We start from the raw sequence: 25940 nt of genomic DNA on the forward strand, positions 1-25940 counted from the left end.
CCGAGCCGAGGAGGAACCCATGGGCACGCACCCCACGCAGCACTACGATCGGCGGGCCGCGTCCCGGGTACTGGCCGAGCTGGCCGCACCGGGACTGTTCGTGGCCGCCGAGCCGCCGTCGCCGACCCGGATCACTGTCCGCGCCACCGCGTTACGCCCCGAGCCCGGCAGCGCGCTGACCCAGTCGCAGCGGATGTATCTGGAGCGGTTCATGCGGCCGTGCCGCCCCGACCAGGTCACCAGCGCGACCCATCGCATCACCTGGACCGACAGCGCGGGCGTGCCAAACACCGGGTATTTCCACACCGGGGGCGCCGGTCCCGAGCTGGCCGTGGTGGCCAGGGAGACGGTGCTGACGCTGTGGCGGGAGCTGGCCGCCTCGGGCCTGGTGGCACGCGCGGCGACGCTGCCCGCGCCCGATCTCGCGGTGCTGGTCGGCACGACCACCGATCACGATCCGCACGAGATCTTCCGCGTCGGGGTGGAGGCCACCGGACGCGCGTTGACCCAGCACGGGCTCGTGGCGGCGGACACCCCGTACCGCGAGATCGTCGACTTCGCCAGGGGGCTGCGCGATTCCGGCATCTTCGCCGCCGTCGCGACGCGCTGGTTCTGGGAGCTGCAGGCCTCCACCTTCCGGCGCGGGATGATCCCGGTGCGCCTGGTCGCCCAGCCCGACGGGAGCGTGCGCTACACGGCCGACTCGATCGCGGTGCTGCGTGCCATGAAGGACGCCACCATCGCCGACGCGCACACGGTGATGCGCCGGGCGGTCACCGAGGAGGGTCTCGACACCGAGGCGGCGGTGGCCAAGTACCACGACGAGCTGGATCTCGTCTCCCGGCAATACGCCCTGCTGCCCGCGGGCGCGCGGCCCGCCTGCCTCGCGGCGGCGCCGCAGGCGGTCGGTGGGGCGGCGGTGCATGTGCTGGCCACAGTGGTCGACCGGTTCGTCGAGACCTTCGCCGCGCTGGCGGCCACGGTGGTGGTCGTCGAGGACACCGCCGAGCACGTCCCCGACGGTGCGCTTGCCGACGACGGCGTGTTCTACGTGCCCGATATGAGCTGCAAACACTGTGTCCGCACGATCACCGCGCTGCTCGAATCGATGGACATCCCGGTGGCCGAGGTCGATCTGGAGTCCAAGCGGGTGAGCGCGCGGATCCGCAGTCCACGCCATCGGTTCCGGGTGTTCGAGGCGCTGCGCGACGGCGGCTACAACCCGGTCGACAACGTGCCGGCGCAGGCGCCGGGCGCGGCGGTGGGATGACGCCGCCCGCCGTCCCCGCCGCGCTCCCCCCGCTGGTCGCCGAGTTCCTGGCCGATCGGACCGCTGTGCGGGCCGCGCTGGACCGCTACGGTTCGCCGCTGCACCTGCTGTTCCCCCAGGTCTTCGCAGCGAACCTGGCCGGGCTGCGCGGGGTGCTCGACGCGGGGGCCAGCCGGTACCGGATCTGCTACGCGCACAAGGTGAACCGTTCGGCCGCCTTCGCGCGGACCGCGGCGGCCGCAGGGATCTCCGTCGATGTCGCGTCGGCGCGGGAGCTGTCGGCCGCACTGGCCGCCGGGTTCCCGGCCGAGCGGATCGAGGCGACCGGACCCAAGGGTGTGGCCATGGTGCGCGCGGCGCTCGCGGCGGGCGTGACGGTCAATGTCGACAATCTGTGGGAGCTGTCGACGCTAGCCGACCTGGCGCGGACGACAGTCCCTGTCCTGCTGCGTATCTCGGGATTCCCCGGGAGCGCGCCGAGCCGCTTCGGTATCGATCTCACGGCCGTGGACGCCGCGTTCGACGTGCTCACCCGGCACCGCGATCGGTTGCGGCTGCGGGGTTTCGCCTTCCACCTCGACACCGCCGCCACCGCGGAACGCGTGCGGGCGGTCGCCGCGTGCCTGGATCTGGTCGAGCGCGCCTACGGCCACGATCTGACGCCGACCGTGCTCGATATCGGCGGTGGGTTGCGTCAGGTGTTCACCGCCGACGCCGCGGGCTACGACGCCTACGATCACGCCTTGCGCGCGGGCCTGCTCGGCCGGGGCGAGGCGCTGCACTGGGGCAGTGCCTCCTTCGGTTATCACGTGTCCGGCGGGGCGATCCACGGCGGACCGGTGTTCCACAAGTACGCCAATACCGAATCGGCCGCCGATATCCTCGCCGACCTGCTCGCGACACCGCTGCCCGGGCACGGCGGTCGCGGGCTCGGACAGGTCCTCGCCGACAATCTGCTCGAGCTGTGGCTCGAACCCGGCAAGGCACTGGTCGATCAGGCCGGAATCACCCTGGCCAGTGTCGAATTCGTGAAGCAGGCGGGCAACGGCGCGACCCTGGTGCATCTGGACCTGAGCCGCGACACGGTCACCGCCGCCGATCAGGAGGTGCTCATCGACCCCGTGGTGCTCGCCGAACCCGCGCTCGCCGAACCCTGCGGGGTGTTCTTCGCCGGGCAGCTGTGTCTGGAGCGGGATCTGGTCACCCAGCGGAAGGTGCGGGTGGCCGGGGTGCCCGCGCCGGGTGATCCCGTGCTGTTCGCCAATACCGGCGCCTATCACATGGATCTGTCCGCCGCGCAGGCCAGTATGCATCCGGTGGTGGCGAAAATCGCTGTGCTGCACGATGACAGCGGCTTCACGCTGTGCCATGACGCGGACTTCCGGGTGCCGTGATGGTCTACACCCACATCACCGAGCTCATCGGCAACACTCCCCTGCTGCGCCTCGACCCGGCGGTGCACGGGCTGGCCGGGGTCGAGCTGTACGCGAAACTGGAGTCGCACAATCCGTTCGGCTCGGTCAAGGACCGGGTCGCCTGGGCGATGATCCGCGCCGACATGGACCGTATCGCCGCCGACGGGCAGTCGTTCATCGAGGCCTCCAGCGGCAACACCGCCAAGGCACTGCGAGTCCTCGGTGCGCTGCACGGCATCCCGCTGCGGGCGGTGACCAACCGGATCAGGGTGGGCGAGGTCAGGCAGCTGCTGCAACTGCTCGGCACCGAGATCGTGGAGCTGCCGGGCCTGTCCGAATGCCCGGATCCGCACGCGGCCGACGACGTCTCGGCGGTGATCGCGCAGACCACCGGCCAGGCCCCCGAGCGGTGGTTCCATCCGTCGCAGTACACCAACGAGCGCAATATCGACGCCCACCACGACGGCACCGGCACCGAGATCGCCGCCGACCTCGCCGCGGCGGGCATCGCGCATCTCGACTACCTCATCGGCGGGCTCGGCACCACCGGCTCCACCCGCGGCACCGCGACCGCGCTGCTCGCCCATCATCCGGGGCTGCGCACCATCGGGGTGGTCTCCGACCGGTTCGACTTCATTCCCGGTATCCGCTCCGAACGCGAGATGTGGGATGTCGGGTTGTTCCGGCCCGACTTCTACGACGACATCGTCACCGTCGACTCGGCCGCCGCCATCGATGCCACCCTCGCGCTGATCCACGGCTACGGCGTGCTCGCTGGGCCGACCAGCGGCGCGGGCTACGCCGCGGCCCTGCGCGCGCTCGCCGCGGCGCCGCGCCCGGACGATCGGCCGCTGGTCGCGGTCCTCATCGTGTGTGACCGGCTCGAGCCGTACCTGTCCTATATCGCCAAGCGCAGGCCGGATCTGTTCGGGACGACGCCGGGCCCGGCCGCGCCCGGCCCCGACGACACCGCCGCCGCGCCCACGCTCACCCCGGCGGCGCTGGCCGAGCTGGACCGCACCGGCAGGCCGACCGTCGTCGACACCCGCGGCGCGATGGCCTATCGGGTGGGGCACGTGCCCGGCGCGCTCAATATCCGCGACGATCAGCTCGACGAGATGCTCGCCCAGGGCATGCCGTTCCCGCGCTCCCGGCCGGTCGTGTTCGTGTGCCCGGTCGGCGAGACCTCGCTGCGCTTCGCCGCCCTGGCCCATCGCGCGGGCTACGACGCCTACAGCCTGGCCGGTGGCATCGTCGCCTGGCGCGACGCGGGTCATCCGCTCGAACGCGGCGGCTGATCAGACCAGCACCCGCGCCGCCCGGCGGACGCCGGCGAGGGACCGGCGGGTGCCCGTGGCCGCGAGCAGCGCGCCGAGCGGGCCGCGATAGCCGTCGGCGAGAAGCCCGACGACGGCCCGGAACCGGGCGACGAACCGGTCCGCGGTCTCCTCGTCGAACCGGGCGACCGGGTACAGGAACGAGCCGTCGATACCGGCCGGGGCGCCGACCGGATCGTAGTGATCGGTCAGCCCGAACTCGAGATCGTGCTTGGCCCTGATCACACCGGTCGGCATCTCGGTGATCGAGAGCCCGTGGGCTGGAGGGGGTTCGGTGGCGGTGCGCGGGGCCTCGGCCCGCTGCAGGATCAACGTCGCCTGGAACAGCGGCAGCGCCGCGTCCTGGAGCAGGCAGCGCTTGAGCCGGGGATTGGGTGTGTCCGGGTGGGCGTAGGCGGCGAGCGCGACCCGGCGCACCTGGTCGACGAGCTCGTCGACGTCGCCTGCCCGGTCCAGGCGCACCCGCATGAGCACGTCGTCGGAGAAGTTGCCGACCAGGTCGTCGAGCAGGCGGTGATCACGCCCGGAGACCGCGGTGGCCACGGTGACGTCGGCGCTGCGGGCGAACGCGCCGACCGACACCGCGAACGCGGCCTGCAGGACCATGAACAGGCTCGCCCGCCGGTCCTGGGCCACGCGCAGCAGACCGGCATGGGTGCGCGCGTCGAACGAGATCGGCAGCAGCGCACCGGCGACCGGGTCGACCGGTGGCGACTGGGGTTCGCGCGCGGGCAGATCCAGCAGGGCGGGCCGGCCGGCCAGCGCGTTGGCCCAGTAGCGCAGCTGATGGGTCGCGCGGCTCCACTCGTCGGTGAACTCACCGAGCTGGGCGTGCTTCCACAGGGTGTAGTCGGTGTAGCTGACCGGCAGCGGCGACCACTCGGGCGCGGTGCCGTCGCGGCACGCGAGATACGCGGTGACCAGGTCCCGGATCAGCGGGCCCAGCGAGCGGCCGTCGACCGAGATGTGGTGCACGACCAGGGCCAGCACGACGTCGTCGGGGCCGACGACGAACACCCGCGCCCGCACCGGCGGCTCGCGGGTGAGATCGAAGGCCCGCGCCGACAGCGCGGCGACGGCCGCCGGGAGGTCCGCCTCGGGGACGGCGCATTCGGCGATGTCGAGGTGCAGATCCGCCGGGTCGACGACGTGCTGGGCCGGGCCGTACTCGGTCACCGGATAGATCGTGCGCAGCGGTTCGTGCCGGGCGACAAGGCATTCCAGCGCCGACCGCAGCGCGGCCCGGTCCACGTCGGCACCGCGCAGCCGCAGCGCCCGCGCGACATTCCAGTCCGCGGAGCGGCCGAGCCGGGCGGCGTGCCACATGCGCTCCTGGGCGGGCGCCAGCGGCACATACGCCGGACGCGGCTGCGGCCCGAGCAGGACGACCGGCGGTACCGGCGGCCGGAAACACACCGCCGCCGACCCGTCTCGCGGCGCCGTCAGCACACCGCGACCGTCCTCGTGGCCCCCCGACCTGATTCCCCGACCGGGGTCGAACACTCGCGACAACCTCCACGCCCGTACCAACAGATTCGGAACGCTAACGAGCGGATGTGAACTAACAGTTACCGGATTGTGACCACGTCCGGTCGGGCCGACCGGACCGCGGCCCCGCGATGTCGCTGTCTGTCCGCTTTCCCGGAAAAACGCCCAAAAGCCGCGTTACAGTGGCGTCGGGAAGCGGAGCGAGGAGCTGGTCGGTGTCCATCGGGAAATTGGTGTCGTTCGACGGGTCACGGGGATTCGGGTTCATCCGGCCCGACGACGGCGGGCCCGATGTCTTCGTCCACGTCAACGACATCGGCCTCGACGAGGACGAATTGCGCCAGGGCAGACTCTTCGAATTCGATGTGACCGAAGGCGATCGCGGACCCAAGGCGATCAACCTGACCGCCGCGGGGCACACCGCGCCCGCGCCGAAGTCGCGCAAGGAGCGCGCGGGCGGCGACCGCCTCGGCGCCGAGGACCTGCGCCGACAGATCACCGAGCTGCTGCTGGAAGCCTCCCCCGCACTCACCGCGGCCGAGATCATCACCATTCGCGAGCGGTTCACCGCCTTCGCCGACGAGCACGGCTGGCTCGACAGCTGACCTCGCGCCTGCGCGGTCACCGCCGCCGGGCCACCTAGACTCCCGACTGATCCGGTAGCTGCGGTGCTGCTTGACCGACCGCCCAGGGAGTCACGGTGACGACGACCACCGATCAGTCACGCTTCACCGCCTGGTTGCTCGACGGCGTGGCGGACCCGAAGCACGCCCAGCATTCCGGACCGATGCGCGCGGTCGCGCACGCCGAACCGCATCAGCGGTCGTGGTGGCGGGTGATGTGCCTGACCGGCGTCGACTACTTCTCCACCCTCGGCTATCAACCGGGCATCGCGGCCATCGCCGCGGGCGCGCTCTCCCCGCTGGCCACGCTGGTGCTGGTCTCGCTCACCCTGTTCGGCGCGCTGCCGGTGTATCGCCGCGTCGCGCGCGAAAGCCCGGACGGCGGTGGGTCGTTGGCGATGTTCACCGACATCCTGCCGCGCTGGTCGGGCAAGCTGTTCATCCTGGTGCTGCTCGGGTTCGCGTGCACCGACTTCGTCATCACCATGACGCTCTCGGCCGCCGACGGCGCCGCGCACATCATCGAGAACCCGTTCGCCCCGGCCGCCTGGCAGGACTCGCGCCTGATCATCACGCTGATCCTGCTCGGGCTGCTGGCCGCGGTGTTCCTCAAGGGGTTCGGTGAGGCCATCGGGATCGCCGTCGGCCTGGTCGGGGTGTATCTTTCGCTCAACGCGATCGTCGGCGCGGTCGGGCTGTGGCACGTGTTCACCAGCGAGCACCGGGTGATCGACTGGACCCACGCGATGACCACCGAGCACGGCAGCGTCTGGATGATGATCGCGGTCTCGCTGCTGGTCTTCCCCAAACTCGCGCTCGGCCTGTCCGGATTCGAGACCGGCGTGGCGGTGATGCCGCTGATCAAGGGCGAACCCGGCGACACCCCCGAGTACCCGCGCGGGCGGATCATCGGCGCGCGCAAACTGCTCACCACCGCCGCGCTGATCATGAGCGCGTTCCTGCTGGTGTCGAGCTTCATCACGGTCGTGCTCATCCCGGAGCAGGAGTTCGAGCCCGGCGGCCAGGCGAACGGGCGCGCGCTGGCGTACCTGGCCCACGAGTACCTGGGCAACGGCTTCGGCACCGTCTACGACATCGCCACCATCGCGATCCTCTGGTTCGCCGGCGCGTCCGCGCTGGCCGGGCTGCTCAATCTGGTGCCCCGGTATCTGCCCCGCTACGGCATGGCGCCGGAGTGGGCGCGGGCGGTAAGGCCGCTGGTGCTGGTGTTCGCGGCGGTGGCCTTCGGGATCACCTGGTACTTCGACGCCGATGTCGACGCCCAAGGCGCGGCCTACGCCACCGGCGTGCTGGTGCTCATCACCTCGGCCGCGATCGCGGTGACGCTCTCGGCGCACCGGAAGGGCGAGCGGCGCAAGGTGATCGGCTTCGGGGTGGTCAGCGCGGTGTTCGTCTACACCACCATCGCCAATGTCTTCGAACGGCCCGAGGGCGTGCACCTGGCCTCGCTGTTCATCCTCGCGATCATCGTGGTGTCGCTGGCCTCGCGGGCGCACCGCGCGTTCGAGCTGCGGGCCATCGAGGTGAGCTTCGACGACGCGGCGGCCACGTTGATCGACGGGGCCGCCGCGACGGACGTCGTCCGGATCGTCACCCACGCCATCGATCAGCGTGTGCCCGCCGAGTACGACGAGAAGGAAGCCGACCAGCGGCGCGAGAGCCACATCCCGGACGCCGACTCGATCCTGTTCCTCGAGGTGATCGTCGGCGACGCCTCGGAGTTCAGTACCGATCTGCGGGTGACCGCGATCGAGGTCGGGCGCCACCACGTCCTGAGCGTGCAGGCGACCGCGGTGCCCAACTCGATCGCGGCGATCCTGTTCGCGATCCGCGATCGCACCGGGCTCGAACCCCACGTGTACTTCGAATGGACCGAAGGCAATCCGCTGGTCAACCTGCTGAAGTTCCTGTTCGTCGGCGAAGGCGAGGTCGCGCCGGTGACCAGGGAGATCATCCGGCGGGCCGAGCCGGACCCGGCGCGGCGGCCGCACGTGCACGTCGACAGCTGAGCGTGACACCACCGCGCGCGATGTCCGCGCCGGTGTCGGTGGGCCGACCTACGATCGAACCCGCACCGATGAATCGGGCACGCTCGCGCCGTCGACACGGGTGAACCCACCCGCGAGGAGGATCGGATGGATCTACCGGTGATGCCGCCAGTGCGCCCCATGCTGGCCAAATCGACCCCGTCGTTACCCCGTGAGCCCGGGCTCAGCTACGAACCCAAATGGGACGGGTTCCGCTGCATCGTGTTCCGCGACGGTGACGAGATCGAGCTCGGTTCCCGCAACGACCGCCCGCTCACCCGGTACTTCCCCGAACTGGCCGAACTGCTGAAAGCCGCGCTGCCGCAGCGCTGTGTGGTGGACGGGGAGATCGTCGTCGTCACCGATCAGGGCCTGGATTTCGACACGCTGCAGCAGCGGCTGCATCCGGCCGCGTCGCGGGTGAACAAGCTGGCCGCCGAGACACCGGCCAGCTTCGTCGCCTTCGATCTGCTCGCCCTCGACGATCGCGATCTGACCGCCGAACCGTTCACCGAGCGCAGGCGCGCGCTGGAATCGCTGCTCGAGGCCGCGCCGGGCCGCATCCACCTGACCCCGATCACCCAGGACCCCGATGTCGCCCAGGACTGGTTCACCCGGTTCGAGGGCGCGGGTTTCGACGGCGTGATGGCCAAGGCCGACGATCTGGCCTATCTCCAGGACAAACGCGTGATGCTCAAGATCAAGCACGAACGCACCGCCGACTGCGTGGTCGCGGGCTACCGGATGCACAAGGACGGCGAGGGGGTCGGCTCGCTGCTGCTCGGCCTCTTCGACGACGACCGGAACCTGCATCATGTCGGAGTCGCGTCCAGTTTCACCGCGGCCCGGCGCCGCGAACTGCTCGGCGAGCTGGCACCGCTGCGGGAGAACGCGCTCGACGATCACCCGTGGCGCACCTGGGCCGACGCGGCCGCCCAGGCCACCGCCGACGGCAAGATGCCGGGCGGGGTGAGCCGATGGACCGGCGGCAAGGATCTGTCCTGGGAGCCGCTGCGGCCGGAACTGGTCGCGGAGGTCCGCTACGAGCACGTGCAATCGGGACGGTTCCGGCACGGCGGACGGCTGGTCCGCTTCCGCGCCGACCGGACCCCGGACTCGTGCACCTACGCCCAGCTCGACGAGGTCGCCCCGGCCGAGCTCGACGCGATCTTCGGCGGTGCGCGATGAGCGCCGCCGTGGAGCTCGAAGTCGACGGGCGCGCGCTGTCGATCAGCAATCCGGACAAGGTCTACTTCAGCAAGCGCGGCGACACCAAGCTCGACCTGGTGCGCTACTACCAGGCCGTGGCCGAGCCGCTGCTGGGCGTCATCGGCGGCAGGCCGCTGCTGCTCGAGCGCTATCCCGACGGCGCGTCCGGCAAGTCGTGGTTCCAGAAACGGGTGCCGAAGTCGGCGCCGGACTGGTTGCGGACCGTCGAGGTGTCGACCCCGAACGGCACCACCAGCGACGCTCTCGTCGCGCACGACCTCGCCCACGTCCTGTGGGCGGTGAACCAGGGCTGCCTCGGCTTCCACGTCTGGCCCAATCATGTGCCCGATCTACGGATCGCCGACGAACTGCGGATCGACCTCGACCCCTCGCCCGGGATCGGTTTCGACGATCTGCGCCGGGCCGCGGTGCGCACCAGGGACCTGCTGACCGAACTGGGCATCGAGAGCTGGATCAAGACCTCCGGCTCACGGGGCCTGCACATCTACGCCGTGCTCGAACCCCGGTGGGACGGCTACGAGGTGCGCGCGGCCGCCGTCGCGCTGGCCAGGGAGCTGGAGCGCCGCCATCCCGAGGAGATCACCGCGCACTGGTGGAAAGAGGAGCGCGGGTCGCGGGTGTTCGTCGACTTCAACCAGAACGCACCGCACAAGACCGTGTTCGGCGCGTGGTCGGTGCGGCCGAAGGTGGGCGGTCAGGTGTCGACCCCGATCGCCTGGGCCGATCTCGACACCGTCGTCCCCGACGAGCTCACCCTCGCCACCGTGCCCGCCCGGCTGGCCGAGTTCGGCGACCCGTGGGCCGACCGCGCGCCCCAGTCGATCGAACCGCTGCTGGCCATGTCGGAGCGCGATATGGCGGCCGGCCTGATGGACGCGCCGTGGCCACCGCAGTACCCGAAGATGCCGAACGAGCCACCGCGGGTGCAGCCCAGCCGGGCCAAGAAGGCCGACTGAGGACCTATTCGGTCCAGGGCACCCAGGTGCCCGCCCCCGCCTTGCCCTCGCACACCAGGGCGTGGTTGTCGGAGGTGCGCCCCGACTTGTCGACCGTGGGATCGCAGCGCGTGCCCTCGGTGTAGTACGACCCGGACACCCGGAACGGGCCCGACCAGGTGTAGGCGCCGTCGGCGCGCAGGCACAGCAGGGTCGCGCCGTCGGCCGCGACGCCGAGCAGCCCGGCCCGGTCCGCCGAGCACGGCGTGCCCTTCTCGACGACGGTGCCCAGCACCGGGACCGTCCCGGTCGCGGTGGCCGTCGGCGCGCCCTGCGACGGCACCGTGGTCGAGACCGAGGTCACCGTCGTCTCCTTGGCCAGCGTCGGCACCTCGACGTCGAGCCCGCCGAACATCACCAGTCCCACCGTGGCCAGGGCGGCCACCTCGGCGATGCCGAGCAGCAGCGCGAACACCGCGATCCCGCGCCCCCGCGGATGTCCGAACGCGAGCAGACCGAACACGATCGCGATCGGGAACAGCAGCACCAGCGCGGCGGCGAGCGCGACCATCGCGTACGGGTTCACCCGCGGTTGGTCGGCGCGTGCGCCGCCCGCCGCACCCTCTTCCTGGGTCGCGTGCGGCCAGCGCTGGCCGTTCCAGCGCCGATCGTCGGCTTCCTCCTCGGGGTCGTCGTCCCATTCGTCGTACCGTGCCATCAACCCCGGGTCCCTCTCGATCCCCCCGGCGCGGAATCGAACCACTTGCGGCGCCGGGTTACGCGACGAGAATAGGGACTCCGGGGCGGTCGGTCAGCGCAAACGACAAATGCGTGTACCTGCGGTTCGCCCCCGAATCCAGGGGCATGGACACGGGTAACGAACCGGCAAACACCTTTGCCTCCCCACCATCGACGGGTCCATGCTGGTCATGAGGTGAACCACAGCGCGCAGCATCGGCCCGCGAGGAGGACCCTATGCCCGGCAGCACCACTCCGGCAGACAAACAGCCCTGGCATGCCCAGGCCGGCGATCTGCTCGCCGACGATTACAACGTTCCCGGCATCATCGCGTGCGCGATCGGCGTCGTCGGCCTGGCCTGCACACTGGTGGCGGCGGGGACGGAGCACTACGGCTGGGCGGTGGTCGCCGGGGTGGCGACGGCGATATTCCTCGTCGGTGGCCTGGGCGCCCTGATGTTCGAACACCGCAGGGAACAGCAGATCGAACTCGCCTACGGACGCAGCGGGCACGCGCCGGGTCATGTGGGCCCGCAGCGCTACAGCGCCCGCGACATCCCGCTGCCGAACCCCGGCCAGCGCAGGCTGACGTCCTAGCCGGGCACGCCCGGTCGCGGTTCCACGCTCGGGATGGTCTGGGTGATCACCGTGAGCAGGGTGTCGACGAGCAGCCGGTGCACCTGGTCGCGGGTGAGCGTGCCGCGGGTGATCCACTCCCGGCCCGCCACCTTCACCAGTCCGGCGTAGGCGAGCACCAGTGCGCGCGATGTCGCACTGCCTGCCAGATCGGACCGGCCCATCATCACCAGCATCCGCTCGGCGGCCGCGTCGTCGGCCTGGTCGAGGATCTGCTGCACCTCGGGGTCGTCGCCGACGCCCTCGTGACTGGTGACCTTCACCCAGGTCGTGCCGTGCTCGGCGATGGTGTCGAGCAGCCAGCTGACGATCGCGGCGACCCGCTCGACCTGCGTGCCGTCGGGAATGGACACCTTCTCCAGCCGCGGCAAGGTCACCATGCGGCGCACGACGGCCAGGTACAGGTCACGTTTGTTGCCGAAGTAGTGGTTGATCAGCCCGCGGGCGACACCGGCGCGTTGCGCGAGTTCCGCGGTGGACACCGCCGCGTAGGGCCGCTCGCCGAACATGTCGATGGCACAGGCCAGGATCTGCGCGCGTCGCTCGTCGGGTTCGAGCCTGCGCCTGCGCGGCGCGTCTGCGGTATCGGTGTCGAGCGGGGAAATCGGGCTGCTCCGTCGGGTTCGAGGGTCGCCGCGCTGTTGCGGTGACGGTGCACCACGATACCCAGCGGGTCCGTCGAGCGGCCAATGCGACAATGAGTGTCGTCCCCCGCTCCCGCACGAAGGAATGCCGCACTCCCCGATGACCGCGAACATGATCGATCCGGACGAGTTGGCGACCTGTCTGCGGGTGCTGGAACAGGCCGGGCAGCTGGAAAAGGAACACCCCGATTCGATCGCCGTCCAGCGCGCGGTGGGGCACATGTTCAAGAAGCTCAAGCAGCGGCGGCGCATCGAGGCCAGGGAGCAGGTCGCCACGGCCGACCGCGCGGTCATCGCGGCCACCGCGACCGGCTCGCCGCAGCGCATCGACGACGAGACCGCGGGCATCCCGATCAGTTCGGCCACCACCGGCGCGAGCGCGGGCACCTTGCTGAAGCCGCGGCCCTGCTACATCTGCAAGCAGCGCTACACCCAGGTCGACGCGTTCTACCACCAGCTCTGCCCCGACTGCGCCGCGGCGAGCCACGCCAAGCGCGACGCCCGCACCGACCTGACCGGCAAGCGCGCCCTGCTCACCGGCGGCCGCGCCAAGATCGGCATGTACATCGCGCTGCGGCTGCTGCGCGACGGCGCGCACACCACCATCACCACCCGGTTCCCCAACGACGCCATCCGCCGCTTCGCCGCCATGGAGGACAGCGCCGACTGGCTGCACCGGCTGCGCATCGTCGGCATCGACCTGCGTGACCCGGCCCAGGTCGTCGCGCTGGCCGACGACGTCGCCGCGCAGGGCCCGCTCGACATCCTGATCAACAACGCCGCGCAGACCGTGCGCCGTTCGGTGGGCGCCTACAGCGCCCTCGTCGACGCCGAGACCGCGCCGCTGCCCGCGGGTGTGCTGCCGGAGATGGTCACCTTCGGCAAGACCATGCAGGCGCATCCGACCGCGCTCACCGCCTCGCTGACGCCGTCGCTGTCGGCCGCCGATGTCGCCGAGCTGGCGCTGGTCGCCGGCTCGGCGACGCCGGAGCGGATCGCGGCGGGCGTGGCGATCGATGCCGGTGGGCTGGTGCCCGACCTCGCGCACACCAACAGCTGGGTGCAGACGGTCGCCGAGGTGGACGCCACCGAGCTGCTCGAGGTGCAGCTGTGCAACTCCGTCGCGCCGTTCATCCTGGTGTCGCGGTTGCGTCCGGTGATGGCCGCGGCGGCGGGGCGGCGCAAGTACGTCGTCAACGTCTCGGCGATGGAGGGCCAGTTCAGCCGCGGCTACAAGGGCCCCGGCCATCCGCACACGAACATGGCCAAGGCCGCGCTGAACATGCTGACCCGCACCAGCGCGCTGGAGATGTTCGAGGCCGACTCGATCCTGATGACCGCGGTCGACACCGGCTGGATCACCGACGAGCGCCCGCACTACACCAAGGTGCGGCTGGCCGAGGAGGGCTTCCACGCACCGCTGGACCTGGTCGACGGCGCCGCCCGCGTGTACGACCCGATCGTGCAGGGCGAGAACGGCGTCGATCTCTACGGCTGCTTCCTCAAGGATTACCAACCGTCCCCCTGGTGACACGAACCAAGCGATGCCGAACCGGAATGTTGATCATGATTCCGATCGGCGAACGGCCGCCTAATCTGAATATGTGCCGTTCCGGGTGTTGGCCGATCTGATCGCCGTCACCCACGTCGCGTTCATCGCGTACGTGGTCGCCGGCGGTTTCCTCGCGTGGCGATGGCCGCGCACCATCGGGCTGCATCTGCTGGCGGCGTCGTGGGGGTTCGGCACCATTCTGATCGGCTTCGACTGCCCGCTGACCTACGCCGAGAACTGGGCGCGCACCCAGGCCGGGGTGGCCCGGCTGCCGCAGGCCGGGTTCATCGACCACTATCTGACCGGCGTGATCTATCCCGACAGCGCGCTCGGGCTGGTGCGGCTGGCGGCCGCGGTGGCGGTGCTGGTGTCGTGGGCGGGCTATGTGCGTCTCCAGCTGCGCCACCGCGGCCTCAGCTCAGGTGCCGTGTGATCTCCTGCGCCACCGCGGCGGGCTGCTCGTCGAGGTAGAAGTGCCCACCGGGGAAGGTCCGCAGCGCGAACGACCCCTCGGTGACCGTGCGCCACCCCTCGGCCTGCTCGACCGTGGTGGTCGGGTCCTCGGTGCTGACCAGCGCGACGACCGGGCAGGTCAACGCGGGGCCCGGCGCGTGGCGGTAGGTCTCGACCGCCTGGTAGTCGGCGCGCACCGCGGGCAGCACCAGCTCGGCCAGGCCGGGCTCGGTGCGCAGCAGCCGCACCGGGGCCGGGTCGGCGGCGAGGCGCTCGAGGTCGTCGATGAGAGCCGCGTCGGAGCCGCGGTGCAGTCGCCCGGTCTCGACGACATCCGGTGCGGGACGGCCGGACACGATCAGCGCCGCCGGCGGTTCGCCCGCGGCGGCCAGCCTGCGCGCGGTCTCGTAGGCGACCGTCGCGCCCATGCTGTGCCCGAACAGCACCCGCGGCGGACCGGGGCGGCGGGCGACATCCTCGGTGATGCGGTCGGCGAGCGCGTGCAGCTCGGTGATCACCGCGTCGCCGAGCCGATCCTGGCGGCCGGGGTACTGCACGGCCGTCACCTCGGCGCCGGGCCCGATGTGCTGGGCCAGCGCACGATACGCGGTGGCCGATCCCCCACCGGGCGGGAAGCAGACCAGCCGCCGCCGGGCCACCGGATCGGCACGTAGCACCCGAATCCATTCCGTCGCCGCTGTATTCACGCCCACATCACGCTCCTCACCTGACATCCTCGTCGCTAGGCTGAGCGGTGTGACCACCGCGCAGCACCTCGTGCACGCCTATGAGACCGGGCTCGGACTCGAGCCGTCGGTACTCGACGGCGAGCCGGCGCCCGGTGCCCGGCTGGCAGCCACGCTACCGGTGTGGGCGCTGGCCGCGGGATCGGTGGCCGCGGTGGCCGGATCGGCGAATCGGTACCGCGCGGCGCTGGGCCTGGCCACCCGGCCGACGCGGCTCGACCCGGACCGCATCGCCGCGGCTTTCGCGAGCGAACGGCTGTTCCGCCGGGCCGGGGCGGCGCCGTCGATCTTCGCCGAGCTGTCGGGGTTCTTCCGCAGCGCCGACGGCTGGGTTCGCACCCACGCCAACTACCCGCACCATCGCACGCGGCTGCTGCGCGCGCTCGATCTGCCCGCCGATGCCGACCGCGCCCGGTTGACCGCCGGATTCGCCACACTGAAGGGCGCCGAGATCGAGGACGCCGCCGCCACGGTGGGCGCCATCGCGGTGCGGGTCCGCACCGAGGCCGAGTGGTCGACCAGCCCGCAAGGCCGGGCCGCCGCGACCGGCCCGCTGGTCGCGGTCGACCCGCGGCGGGATCGGGTGCCCGCGGACCCGCCACGCCCCGGCGCCGCCACCCCGACCGTCGAACGGCCGCTGGCCGATGTCCGCGTCCTCGATCTCACCCGGGTCCTCGCGGGCCCGGTCGCCACCAGGACCCTGGCCCTGCTCGGCGCCGACGTCCTCCGCGTCGACCCACCGCACCTGCCCGAGATCGACTGGCAGTTCGCCGACACCTGCCAGGGCAAGCGCTCGACGCTGCTCGACCTGCGCACCGACCTCGCGACCTTCGCCGAACTGCTGGCCGCTGCCGATGTCCTGGTGACCGGCTACCGGCCGGGAGCGCTGGCCGCCGCCGGTGTCCGCGCGGCGGCCCGGCCCGGCCTGATCGAGGCGTCCGTCTCGGCGTGGGGCACGACCGGACCGTGGGGCGGGCGACGCGGCTTCGACAGCATCGTCCAGGCGGCCGCGGGCATCTCCCTGCTCGAGGGCGGTCCGGATCGCCCCGGCGCGCTGCCCGCCCAGGCACTCGACCACGGCTCGGGCTACCTCCTCGCCGCGGGCGTCATGGACGCGCTGCGGGCCCACAGCACCGACGGCGTTGGCCGTACGGTGCGGGTCTCGCTGGCCCGCACCGCGTCCTGGCTCCAGGCGGCCGACCGCAGCCCGGACCACCCCGCACCGGCACCGCCCGATCCGGCCGCGACCACCTCGCACGGCGATATCGTCACGGCCGCACCGGCTTTCGCCGACTACGACGACTACCGCTGGCCCGCACCGCCGTACGGCTCGGCCCAGCCGTTCTGGCTCGACGCGCCGGACCGCCTGCGCCGCGGCTGACCGACGACGCTCATTTCCCCGCCAGCGCCCGGATCGCGGTCGCCAGCTGGTCGCCGTCGGCGACCGCCTCGCCCGGCTTCAGCAGCGACAGCACGCCCAGCCCCTGCACCAGGGCGAAATACAGGCGCCCGATGGCGTCGGCCTGGGCCGCGTCGAGTTCGGGATGCGCGGCCCGCACGTTGTCCCCGATGTCGGTGACCGCGCGGGTCAGCTGGTCACCGAGCTGCGCGCGCGCCTCGTCGGAGCGCACGATGCGCACGATGTTCTCCAGGCTGGCCAGCATCGCCTCGTGGTTGTCCGCGAACACCCCGGGCATCGCGTTCCACAGCCCGGCGAACCCGGCCAGCGGCGCCGAGCCGGCACCGTCGGCGATCAGCGCCTCCATCGCATCGCCGATCGCGTTGCCGAGCGCCTCGGCCAGCGCCTCGGTGACGAGGCGGTCCTTGGACCCGAAGTGGTAGCCGATCGCGGCCAGGCTCACCCCCGCCGCCGTGGCGATGTCGCGGGCGGTCGCCTTCGCCACGCCGCGCTCCAAGATCACCTTTCGCGCCCCGGCCAGTAGGTCTTCCCTGTTTCCCATGCTCACGAGCGTACCGGATCGTCTTAGACATTTGTGCTAGACATTCGTGCCAGGCCTGTGTTAGACATATGTCTAAGACATTCGTTCTTCTCCAGACGGGAAACATGATGACCACCACCAGCCCCCTGCACGTTCTGGTCTCCGGCGGCGGTATCGCGGGCAACGCGGTCGCACTCCAGTTGCTGCGCAACGGCATTCGCACGACGGTGGTCGAGCGGGCCGCGGTCCCCCGCCCCGGCGGCCAGGCGGTCGACCTGCGCGGACCGAGCAAGGAGGCCGCCGAGAAGATGGGCCTGATGGCGGGCATCGCGAAGTACCAGCTCGACGAGCGCGGCATGTCCTACGTCGACGGCGAGGGCAAGATCTACGCCAGGATGGCGATGGAGGACTTCGACGGTCAGGGCGCCGTCGCCGAAATCGAGATCACCCGCGGCGACCTGAACACCGTCCTGCTCGAGGCCATCGCCACCGTCGAGACCGGCGAGCTGGACTACCGCTACGGCGAGTGGATCGAACAGATCGACCAGGACGACACCGGCGTCACGGTCACCTTCGCCTCCGGCCCCACCGAGCGCTTCGACCTGGTGATCGGCGCCGACGGCGTGCACTCGGCGACCCGGCGGCTGGTCTTCGGCCCGGAGGAGCAGTTCAGCACCAACCTCGGTGGCTACGGCGCGTTCTTCACCATGCCGTCACCGGCCGATATCGAGCCCGGCTGGTTCGGCATGCGCCTGGTGCCCGGCGCCATGCTCGGCATCCGGCCCGACGGCGACCCGGCCACCGCGAAGGCGATCATCACCCTGCGCACCGAGGTCGACCCGACCCTGCGCCGCGACGGTGACGCCCAGCGCGCGCTCATCCGCCGGATGATCGGTGACGCGGGCTGGCACGCCCCCGCGGTGCTCGCCGCGATGGAGACCACGACCGACTTCTACTTCGACGAGCTCGCCCGGGTGGACGTGCCCGAGCTGTCCGTCGGCCGGGTCACCCTCGTCGGCGACGCCGGCTACTGCGGCTCCCCCCTGACCGGCATGGGCACCGCCATGGCCATCGTCGGTGCCTATGTGCTCGCCGCCGAGATCGCCGCCACCCCGGACGATCCGGCCGGCGCGCAGCGGCGCTACCAGGACAAGATCACCCCGTTCCTGGCCAAGGCCAAGGAGATCCCCGGCGGCGGCATCGCGATGATGCTCCCCAAGACCCCGCTGATGGCGCGCCTGGCCAAGACCAATGTGCGGATCATGATGTCGCGTCCGATGCGGCCGATCACCAAAAAGATCTTCTTCGGCCACACCGAGGAGTTCGCCCTGCCGACCTACTGATCCGCGCCGCCCGGCCGCGCGGCGACGCGGGCGCCGGGCTCACAGCGGGATCAGCAGATGCTTGCGCGGTCGCTGCTCGACGTGCTTGTCCCGCAGCAGGTGCAGGGCCTTGCGGATCTCCAGCCGGGTGGTCGACGGCTCGATCACCGCGTCGATGTAGCCGCGTTCGGCGGCGATCCAGGGTGTGGCGACCGCGGTGTTGTAGAAGTCGACCATCTGCTGGCGGACGCCGTCGCGCTCGGCCTCGGGCACGGCGGCGAGCTGCCGTCGCTGGGTGAGCCCGATCGCGGCCTCGGCGCCCATGACCGCGATCCGCGCGGTCGGCCAGGCCAGATTCACGTCGGCGCCGAGCTGCTTGCACCCCATCACCGCGTAGCCGCCGCCGTAGGCCTTGCGCACGACCACGGTCACGATCGGCACGGTCGCCTCGACCACCGCGTAGAAGAACCGGCCGCCCCGCTTGATGACGCCGATCTTCTCCTCCTCGACGCCGGGCAGTACCCCGGGCGTGTCGACGACGAAGATCAGCGGCAGCCCGAACGCGTCGCAGAGCCGGATGAAATGCGCCGCCTTGTCCGAGCATCGGGCATCGATCGCCCCGCTGAACACCTGCGGCTGATTGGCCACGACACCGACGCTGCGGCCGTCGACCCGGGCGAAGCCGGTGATCATGTTGCGCGCCGCACTGGCCCCGACCTCGTGGAACTCACCGTCGTCGAAGATCCGCAGCAGCACGTCGTACATGTCGTAGCCGGCGCGGTCGGAGTCGGGGATCAGGGTGTCGAGTTCCCGGTCGGTGTCGGTGATCTCCGGCTCGAGCGCCGGGTTGACCACCGGGGCGTGCTCGAAGCAGTTCGACGGCATGAAGCCCAGATAGGCTCGGGCCCAGTCGAACGCGGCCCGCTCGTCGACCGCGACATGGTGGATGGTCCCGTTCTGCGCCTGGTTGTAGGCGCCGCCGAGTTCCTCGAGGGTCACCTCCTCGCCGGTGGTCTCGCGGATGATCTCCGGTCCGGTGACGAACATGTAGGCGTTCTCGGTCGCGATCACCACATCGGTGTTGATCGGGGCGTAGACCGCGCCCGCCGCGCACTTGCCCAGCATGATCGACACCTGCGGCACCACGCCCGACAGGTTCAGCTGCCGCCTGCTCATCGCCGCGTACCAGGCCAGCGAGGTGACCGCGTCCTGCACGCGCGCCCCGCCGGAGTCGTTGATCGCCACGAACGGGCAGCCGATCTCGGCGGCGAGGTCCATCGCCTTGGCGACCTTGCGGCCGAACATCTCCCCGACCGAACCGCCGAACACCGATTGATCGTGGGCGATCACCACCACCGGGCGACCGTCGACCGTGCCGTGCCCGGTCACCACGCCGTCGCCGTAGAGGCTGTTCGCCACCCCGGGCTGCTTCACCAGCGCCCCGATCTCGACGAAACTGCCCGCGTCCAGCAGCATGCCGATCCGCTCTCGCGGACTGGGTATCCCCTTGGCGGCCCGTTTGGCGACCCCCACGTCCCCCGCAGGCTCCTGCGCGGCTGCCAGATTCTTCCGCAACTCTGCCAATTTCGCAGCGGTCGTCGCCTTCAAGATGCACCTACCCTCGCCGGTTTTATGAGCTATCGGTCCGCAATCTCCCAGCGAGACTAACCGAAACCGCCGCCGTCACAGCTCTTTCGCCCCCGCCGACGTCATATTCGGGGAGCCGGACGCGTCCTCCAACCGGGCGAAACCGCCATGACCAGCGGCGAACGGCACGGGCGGCGACGGAACGCGAAACGCCCGCGGTTACCCTCGACCTGTGGCGCGCAAGATCATCCTCGATGTCGATACCGGAATCGACGATTCGCTGGCGCTGCTGTATCTGCTGGCCTCCCCCGAGGCCGAACTCCTCGGGATCGCCGCGACCGCGGGGAACGTGCCGACCGCCCAGGTCGCCGCGAACACCCTGGCGCTGCTCGATCTCGCCCGCGCGGGCACCGTCGAGGTCGCGGCGGGCGCGGACGGACCGCTGGTCGTGCCGCTGCGCACCACCGAGGACACCCACGGCCCGCAGGGCCTTGGCTACGCCGAACTCCCCGCCTCGCCGCGGCCGCTCTCGGACCGCTCCGCCGCGCGGATGTGGGTGGAGCTGGCCCGCGCGCACCCCGGCACCGCGATCGGCCTGTGCACCGGCCCGCTGACCAACCTGGCGCTGGCCCTGCGCATGGAGCCCGAGCTGCCCCGGCTCCTGGACCGCCTGGTCATCATGGGCGGCGCGTTCAACCACCCAGGGAACACGACGCCGACCAACGAGTGGAACATCCACGTCGACCCCGAGGCCGCCAAAGAGGTCTTCGACGCGTTCTCGGCCGCCCCGCCGGACCGCCGGCCCCTCGTGTGCGCGCTCGACATCACCGAGTCGATCGAGATGTGGCCCGAGCACCTGGTGCGCTTGGCCGAGGCCGCGCACAGCACGCCGCCGGAGCGGGTCGCGGCGGGTGACGCCGCCGAATGGCGTTCGGCGGCAAGCAATCCGGTGATCCGCTATCTGGTCGACGCGGTGCGCTTCTACTTCGACTTCCACGACGGCTACGACCTGGGCTACCTCGCGCACATGCACGATCCCTTCGCCGCCGCGGTGGCGCTGGACCCCACCCTGGCCACGACCAGGCCCGCGACCGTCGATGTCGAGCTGACCGGCACGCTGACCCGCGCCACCACCGTCGCCGACTGGGCGGGCATGTGGGGCCGGGAGCCCAACGCCGACATCGTGATCGGCACCGATCCCGCCGTCTTCTTCGAACGTCTCGTCACCCGCGTCGGCGCGCTGGCCCGTCGCCTGTACCCGGAGCCGCCCTCGTGACCGTCGATACCGCCGCCTACCTCGCCGACTTCCGGGCCCGCCTCGGACTGCCCGCGATCGTCGACGTGCACACCCATTTCATGCCCGATCAGGTGATGCGCAAGGTGTGGGCGTACTTCGACCAGGCGGGCCCGCTGACCGGGCGGACGTGGCCGATCACCTATCGCGACGACGAGCAGGTGCGGCTGAAGACACTGCGCGACTTCGGCGTCCGCGCGTTCACCTCGCTGGTGTACCCGCACAAGCCGCAGATGGCGGCCTGGCTCAACGACTGGACCGCCGATTTCGCGGCCCGCACGCCCGACTGCCTGCACACCGCGACGTTCTACCCCGAGCCTTCGGCCCCCGACTACGTCCGCGCGGCGATCGACCGTGGCGCGCGGGTCTTCAAGGTGCACATCCAGGTCGGCGCGTTCTCTCCGCTCGATCCGCTGCTGGACCCGGTGTGGGCGATCCTCGCCGAGGCGGGCGTGCCCGTGCTCATCCACTGCGGATCCGGTCCGGCGCCCGGCGAATTCACCGGTCCCGCGCCCATCGCCGAACTGCTGCGGCGATTCCCGGACCTGCGCCTGATCATCGCGCACATGGGCACCCCCGAGTACAGCGAGTTCCTCGATCTGGCCGAGCGGTACCCGCGCCTGTACCTCGACACGACCATGGTGTGGACCGATTTCAGCGAGAGCGGCGCCCCGTTCCCGCCCGGCGAGCGGGAACGCCTGCGCCGCTTCGGTGATCGGATCCTGTTCGGTAGCGACTTCCCCAATATCCCGTACCCGTACGCCGAGGCCGTCCAGGCACTGGAGCGCCTGGATCTTGGCCCGGAGTGGCTGCGCAAGGTCTGCCACGACAACGCGGTCGCGCTGTTCGAGCTGGCCTGATCAGGCGGGGATCTCCATCCCCTCGGCCAGCAGCGGCCAGGAGTTCTTGAACGCCTTCTGCCAGTAGCCCCACGAGTGGGTGCCCTGGGTGTCCACGTCGAAGGTGGCGGGAATGTCGAGCTCCGCCAGCCGTTCCCGCAGGTTCTCGGTGCACCAGCTGGTCGCGGCCTCGATCACGCCACCGACGACGATCTGATTGGCCAGCCCGACCGGGCCCCAGGTGATCAGGTGCGGGTCGCCGAGCTTGTCGTGTTCGCCGGGCAGGCCGTTGCCGTTGGAGATGTAGAGCTTGGTGCCGCGCAGCCCCTCGGCGTTGACGACCGGGTCGTTGGCGACCCATTCCGGATCCCCGGGCGGCCCGTACATGTTCGACGCGTCCCCGCCCCCGGTGCCGACGACGACGTTGACGAACTGCCTGCCGACCGGATCGCTGATCTGCGCGCAACCGCTGTAGGCCGCGACCGAGCGGAACAGCCCCGGTTTCGCGATGGCGAGTTGCAGCACCGAGGTGACGGTCATCGAGTTCGCGGCGATGGCATTGCGGCCGGTCGTCTCGAACATCGTGTCGACGAGGGCGGGCAGTTCGTCGAGGAAGAAGGTGCGCCACTTGTTCACGCCGAGACGCGGATCCGTGCTGCGCCAGTCGGTGTAGTAGCTCCACGCGCCACCCACCGGCATCACGACATTGACGTCCTTGCCCGCCAGGAAGTCCACCACGTCGGTGTTCTGTTCCCAGGTCGCGGTGTCCTCGCCGCCACCGGCGCCGTTCACCAGATACAGCGCGGGCCGTGGCACCGAGGTGTCGGCGGGGCGCTGCACCTTCACCGACACCTCGCGGGCCATCGCCGCCGAGTAGATCCGGACCGTCACCTGCCGTCCGTCGACCGAGGTCACCTCGGCGCGGGAGCCGTCGATCGTCACCGCCCGATGGGCCACCGCGACACCGGATTCCGGGCCCTGCGCGGTGGCCGTCGCGCCACCGGAGACCGTCGCGCCGACGGCGAGGAACACCGCCGCCAACGCCGAGAGCGCGCTGCGGCACCTCATCGATCGAACCTCCTACTGAAAACCGACCACTCAGTGCGGTCCGACTCAGTATCGGGGAAGATCACAGCGCCGTTACCGGCTTCTTACCGATTCGTCACCAGAGACAACGGAACCCCGGGTGAATTATGAAGCAGCAACGGTGAACCGGGCCCGCCGATGTGCCGGGCGCTCGGCCTCGTCCAGCAGCGCGACGGCGAAATCCTCCATCGAGATCGCCGACGCGCCGTCCGCGTCGACGAGCAGCTCATCGGCGCCGATCCGGTAGACACCGGTGCGCGTGCCGGGCGCCAGGTCCGCGGGCGGGCTCAGATACGTCCAGTCCGCCACGGCGTCCGCGCGGCAGGTCGCGAGCTGCTCGGCGCAGGCCTGGGCGATCGCCGCCAGTTCCGCCGGGAACTCCGCGGTTTCGTGCAACGGCAGCCCGACGCCGGGAACGACCAGCGTCGCCGCACCACCCACGACCAGCAGCCGCGCGCCGGCACGCGCCACCCCGGCCAGCATCGCCGCCGCGACCACCGGCAGCTCCGCCTCGGAGCCCGGCGTGGGCCGGGTCGCGGCGACGACGAGATCCTGCCCGGCCGCGAGCCGCTCGACCTGCTCGGCACTGGACGCGTCGCCGAGCAGGAGCCGCACTCCCGCGGGCATCGGCACCGCCCGCCGGGCCACCGCGGTCACCTCGTGTCCGCGGGCGAGGGCCTCGGCCACTACCCGGCTCCCGACGGCGCCACCGGCTCCGAACACCGCGATCCGCATGATCAATCCTCCTGTGCGACAACCCGACTGCCTGACAGGACGAATATATCTCAATATTGAGTTAGTTAATCATGATGTATCTCACCATTGAGATACTCCGGGAGCTCGGCCGCGTAGACGGCCAAGCGGACGCGGTTGTCGGTGCCTGTCTTCTCGAACAGATTCGCGAGGTGGGTCTTGACAGTGCTCACGCCGAGGTGCAGCCGCTCGGCGATCTCCTGATTGCCGTACCCGGCACCGACCAGACGCAACACCTCGCGCTCCCGCGGACTCAGCTCCGGCACGGCGACCGCGGGCTTGGCGGTGAGTGCCCGGTCGACCAGGCGGCGCAGGAGCGCGGGCGAGAACACCAGGTCACCGTCGACCGTGCGCCGGATGGCATCGAGCAGGACCTCGGGGTCGGTGTCCTTGACGAAGTAGCCGGCGGCACCGGCGGCCAGCGCCGGGAACAGGTGCTCGTCGTCATCGAAGGTGGTGAGCACCAGCACTTTCGCGCCCGGCGACGAGGCCATGATCTGCCGGGTGGCCGCGACGCCGTCCAGGCCGGGCATGCGCAGGTCCATCACCACCAGATCGGGCGCGAGTTCGGCGCACAGGCGCACGGCTGCCGTGCCGTCGGCCGCCTCGCCGACGACGGCGAGGTCGGTGGTGTCCTCGATGAGCATGCGCAGTCCCGCGCGCACCAGGCGCTGATCGTCCGCCAGCAGTACCGAGATCATGCCGGTTCGGCTCCCTTCGCGACGTCGGGCAGCCAGGCCCGCACGATCCAGTGCCGGTCGTCGGCCACGGCGGTGAGCGTGCCGCCCGCCAGTGCGGCGCGCTCCCGCATTCCGACCAGGCCGTGGCCCGGCGGCGCGGTGCCGCCGCCACGGCCGCTGATCACCTCGAGGTCGATGCCGTCCGCGCGCCGGTCGATCCGGAATCGCACGGGCACTGCGCGATCCGCGTGTTTCATGATGTTGGTCAGCGATTCCTGCACCACCCGCAGCAGGGTCAGCCTGCGCATCGCGTCGAGTGCGCCGAGGTCGGTGGCGATCTCGGCGTCGATGGTGAATCCGGCGGCCCGCGCGCGGGCCAGCGCGGCGGTGATCTCGGCGTCGACGGCGTCCGGCTCGACCAGGGCCACGGTGCCGAGGGCGGGATCGCGGAGGGCGGCGAGGAAGCGGCGGATGTCGGCGAGCGCGTCGGCGGCGGTGGCGCGCACGTCGTCGAGGACGGCGACCACCCGCGGATCGGCGTCGCGCACCACCCGGCCCGCGACGGCGACCCGCAGGATGATCGAGGCCATGTGGTGGGCGACCACATCGTGCAGTTCCCTGGCCATGGCCGCGCGCTCGTCGAGGCGGGTGCGGGCCTCGGCCTCGGCCGCGCGCATCCGGAGGTTGTCCGCGAGATCGCGCTGGCCGCGCAGGTACAGCCCGAGCAACAGCGGCAGGCCGACATAGGCGACCGCCTCGACCACGGTCGAGGCCCGCCCGATCGAGGTGTCGTGCAGGCCGACGCGCCCGAGAACCACCGCGGCGGCCCAACCCGCGGTCGCCACCCACACCGTCGAGCGCCGATGCGTGCGCGCGATCACGTCGACCAGTGCGACCGCGCCGAGGTACGGCACCAGCCCGGACACGCCCCAGGCCGGGGTCCGCAGCATCGGCACGGCCAGCGCCGACAGGATCAGTGAGACCGCCAGCGGCCATCGCGTTCCCGCGAGGAACACCACCCCGGCCGTCATCGCGAGCACCCAGTAGTGCGGCGGCACCCGGTACTGGCCCGGATAGGTGCTCGCCAGCAGCAGGACCGGGATCAGCGCCAGCGGCAGCCACCGCAGGATCGGCCGCCGGGTGCGGCGTGCGCTGGTGTCGATCACGCACCCACGGTAGGCGACGCGTCGGGACTAGCACGCGATCGGCGCGTCCGCAACAGCCGCGCGGCCGGAATCGACCGCCCGCGATCCGGCTCCGGGGCGGAGTCGCCGGGGCCCGGCCCGATCGAAGCTGGAGGCACCCGCACAGACAAGGAGTACGA

At 71.1% G+C, this 25940-nt stretch carries 24 protein-coding genes; 14 read left to right on the top strand and 10 right to left on the bottom strand.

Translation table 11 applies throughout. From position 1 onward, the window contains the following. The first annotated feature begins 19 nt into the window (after nt 1–19). Genes AB0H54_RS21990 through AB0H54_RS22000 form a run of 3 tightly spaced genes read left to right on the top strand, consistent with a single transcriptional unit; the run spans nt 20 to nt 3983 of the window. Nucleotides 20–1270, top strand: coding sequence for a heavy-metal-associated domain-containing protein (locus AB0H54_RS21990; RefSeq protein ID WP_357347314.1), 1251 nt, complete (start codon nt 20–22; stop codon nt 1268–1270). Next, the gene (locus AB0H54_RS21995) at nt 1267–2664 is read left to right on the top strand and encodes an alanine racemase (protein WP_357347315.1); all 1398 of its coding nucleotides are present in this window, start codon (nt 1267–1269) and stop codon (nt 2662–2664) included. The genes AB0H54_RS21990 and AB0H54_RS21995 overlap by 4 nt, the downstream gene beginning before the upstream one ends. After that, entirely contained in the window at nt 2664–3983 is a 1320-nt protein-coding gene (locus AB0H54_RS22000; protein WP_357347317.1) for a pyridoxal-phosphate dependent enzyme, read from the top strand. Before AB0H54_RS21995 ends, AB0H54_RS22000 begins: the two co-directional genes overlap by 1 nt. Here the strand turns inward: AB0H54_RS22000 and AB0H54_RS22005 are convergent, their stop codons facing one another. Next, a complete protein-coding gene (locus tag AB0H54_RS22005) occupies nt 3984–5471 on the bottom strand; it encodes a condensation domain-containing protein (protein WP_357347320.1) in 1488 nt (495 codons plus the stop codon). A 254-nt stretch (nt 5472–5725) separates the two neighbouring features. Between AB0H54_RS22005 and AB0H54_RS22010 the strand changes: the two genes are divergently transcribed. The 4 genes from AB0H54_RS22010 to ligD all read left to right on the top strand — a co-directional run bounded on the left by AB0H54_RS22010 (nt 5726) and on the right by ligD (nt 10367). Then, a complete protein-coding gene (locus AB0H54_RS22010; RefSeq protein WP_355271856.1) occupies nt 5726–6115 on the top strand; it encodes a cold shock domain-containing protein in 390 nt (129 codons plus the stop codon). Between the two features lie 182 nt (nt 6116–6297). Beyond that, the gene (locus tag AB0H54_RS22015) at nt 6298–8163 is read left to right on the top strand and encodes an amino acid transporter (RefSeq protein ID WP_357347566.1); all 1866 of its coding nucleotides are present in this window, start codon (nt 6298–6300) and stop codon (nt 8161–8163) included. Between the two features lie 126 nt (nt 8164–8289). Further along, nucleotides 8290–9369 carry an ATP-dependent DNA ligase gene (locus AB0H54_RS22020; RefSeq protein WP_355271854.1) on the top strand — a complete coding sequence of 360 codons (1080 nt, stop codon included), beginning with the start codon at nt 8290–8292 and terminating at the stop codon, nt 9367–9369. Further along, complete coding sequence (gene ligD, locus AB0H54_RS22025) at nt 9366–10367, top strand: non-homologous end-joining DNA ligase (protein WP_355271852.1); 1002 nt, start codon at nt 9366–9368, stop codon at nt 10365–10367. Before AB0H54_RS22020 ends, ligD begins: the two co-directional genes overlap by 4 nt. A 4-nt stretch (nt 10368–10371) precedes the next feature. Here the strand turns inward: ligD and AB0H54_RS22030 are convergent, their stop codons facing one another. Then, nucleotides 10372–11064, bottom strand: a complete 693-nt coding sequence (locus AB0H54_RS22030) for a hypothetical protein (RefSeq protein WP_357347323.1) — start codon at nt 11062–11064, stop codon at nt 10372–10374. Between the two features lie 257 nt (nt 11065–11321). Between AB0H54_RS22030 and AB0H54_RS22035 the strand changes: the two genes are divergently transcribed. Further along, nucleotides 11322–11681: a hypothetical protein gene (locus tag AB0H54_RS22035; RefSeq protein WP_357347325.1), complete on the top strand. Its 360-nt coding sequence runs from the start codon at nt 11322–11324 to the stop codon at nt 11679–11681. Here the strand turns inward: AB0H54_RS22035 and AB0H54_RS22040 are convergent. After that, the gene (locus AB0H54_RS22040; RefSeq protein ID WP_357347568.1) at nt 11678–12325 is read right to left on the bottom strand and encodes a TetR/AcrR family transcriptional regulator; all 648 of its coding nucleotides are present in this window, start codon (nt 12323–12325) and stop codon (nt 11678–11680) included. The genes AB0H54_RS22035 and AB0H54_RS22040 overlap by 4 nt on opposite strands. 139 nt (nt 12326–12464) lie before the next feature. On the opposite strand from AB0H54_RS22040, the gene AB0H54_RS22045 reads away from it, so the two are divergent. Continuing rightward, nucleotides 12465–13895, top strand: coding sequence for an SDR family NAD(P)-dependent oxidoreductase (locus tag AB0H54_RS22045; RefSeq protein ID WP_357347327.1), 1431 nt, complete (start codon nt 12465–12467; stop codon nt 13893–13895). Nucleotides 13896–13968: 73 nt separating this feature from the next. After that, nucleotides 13969–14349 (top strand): DUF2784 domain-containing protein, encoded by a 381-nt coding sequence (locus tag AB0H54_RS22050; RefSeq protein WP_355271843.1) that lies wholly within the window; start codon nt 13969–13971, stop codon nt 14347–14349. On the opposite strand, the gene AB0H54_RS22055 is transcribed toward AB0H54_RS22050, so the two are convergent. Beyond that, complete coding sequence (locus AB0H54_RS22055) at nt 14330–15082, bottom strand: alpha/beta fold hydrolase (protein ID WP_355271841.1); 753 nt, start codon at nt 15080–15082, stop codon at nt 14330–14332. The two genes, AB0H54_RS22050 and AB0H54_RS22055, sit on opposite strands and share 20 nt — an antisense overlap. Before the next feature lie 43 nt (nt 15083–15125). Between AB0H54_RS22055 and AB0H54_RS22060 the strand changes: the two genes are divergently transcribed. Further along, nucleotides 15126–16496: a CoA transferase gene (locus tag AB0H54_RS22060; protein ID WP_357347329.1), complete on the top strand. Its 1371-nt coding sequence runs from the start codon at nt 15126–15128 to the stop codon at nt 16494–16496. Nucleotides 16497–16506: 10 nt separating this feature from the next. Here the strand turns inward: AB0H54_RS22060 and AB0H54_RS22065 are convergent, their stop codons facing one another. Beyond that, on the bottom strand, nt 16507–17076 hold the full coding sequence (locus tag AB0H54_RS22065) for a helix-turn-helix domain-containing protein (protein ID WP_357347331.1): 570 nt from the start codon (nt 17074–17076) through the stop codon (nt 16507–16509). A 107-nt stretch (nt 17077–17183) separates the two neighbouring features. On the opposite strand from AB0H54_RS22065, the gene AB0H54_RS22070 reads away from it, so the two are divergent. Further along, complete coding sequence (locus AB0H54_RS22070; protein ID WP_357347333.1) at nt 17184–18398, top strand: FAD-dependent monooxygenase; 1215 nt, start codon at nt 17184–17186, stop codon at nt 18396–18398. Nucleotides 18399–18437: 39 nt separating this feature from the next. Here the strand turns inward: AB0H54_RS22070 and AB0H54_RS22075 are convergent, their stop codons facing one another. Next, entirely contained in the window at nt 18438–19985 is a 1548-nt protein-coding gene (locus AB0H54_RS22075; protein ID WP_357347335.1) for an acyl-CoA carboxylase subunit beta, read from the bottom strand. A gap of 211 nt (nt 19986–20196) precedes the next feature. Here AB0H54_RS22075 and AB0H54_RS22080 point away from each other — a divergent pair, with 211 nt between their 5' ends. Next, the gene (locus AB0H54_RS22080) at nt 20197–21240 is read left to right on the top strand and encodes a nucleoside hydrolase (RefSeq protein ID WP_357347337.1); all 1044 of its coding nucleotides are present in this window, start codon (nt 20197–20199) and stop codon (nt 21238–21240) included. Beyond that, the gene (locus AB0H54_RS22085) at nt 21237–22118 is read left to right on the top strand and encodes an amidohydrolase family protein (RefSeq protein ID WP_357347339.1); all 882 of its coding nucleotides are present in this window, start codon (nt 21237–21239) and stop codon (nt 22116–22118) included. The genes AB0H54_RS22080 and AB0H54_RS22085 overlap by 4 nt, the downstream gene beginning before the upstream one ends. Here AB0H54_RS22085 and AB0H54_RS22090 read toward each other — a convergent pair whose 3' ends face one another. From AB0H54_RS22090 to AB0H54_RS22105, 4 genes are all read right to left on the bottom strand, one after another. Next, complete coding sequence (locus tag AB0H54_RS22090) at nt 22119–23165, bottom strand: alpha/beta hydrolase family protein (protein WP_357347341.1); 1047 nt, start codon at nt 23163–23165, stop codon at nt 22119–22121. A 123-nt stretch (nt 23166–23288) separates the two neighbouring features. Next, a complete protein-coding gene (locus AB0H54_RS22095) occupies nt 23289–23918 on the bottom strand; it encodes an NAD(P)H-binding protein (RefSeq protein ID WP_357347343.1) in 630 nt (209 codons plus the stop codon). A gap of 65 nt (nt 23919–23983) precedes the next feature. Further along, the gene (locus tag AB0H54_RS22100) at nt 23984–24637 is read right to left on the bottom strand and encodes a response regulator transcription factor (protein WP_357347345.1); all 654 of its coding nucleotides are present in this window, start codon (nt 24635–24637) and stop codon (nt 23984–23986) included. After that, entirely contained in the window at nt 24634–25782 is a 1149-nt protein-coding gene (locus AB0H54_RS22105; protein ID WP_357347347.1) for a histidine kinase, read from the bottom strand. Before AB0H54_RS22105 ends, AB0H54_RS22100 begins: the two co-directional genes overlap by 4 nt. Between the last annotated feature and the right edge of the window lie 158 nt (nt 25783–25940).

The sequence above is a fragment of the Nocardia sp. NPDC050718 genome (assembly GCF_040654235.1).
Taxonomy (GTDB): domain Bacteria; phylum Actinomycetota; class Actinomycetes; order Mycobacteriales; family Mycobacteriaceae; genus Nocardia.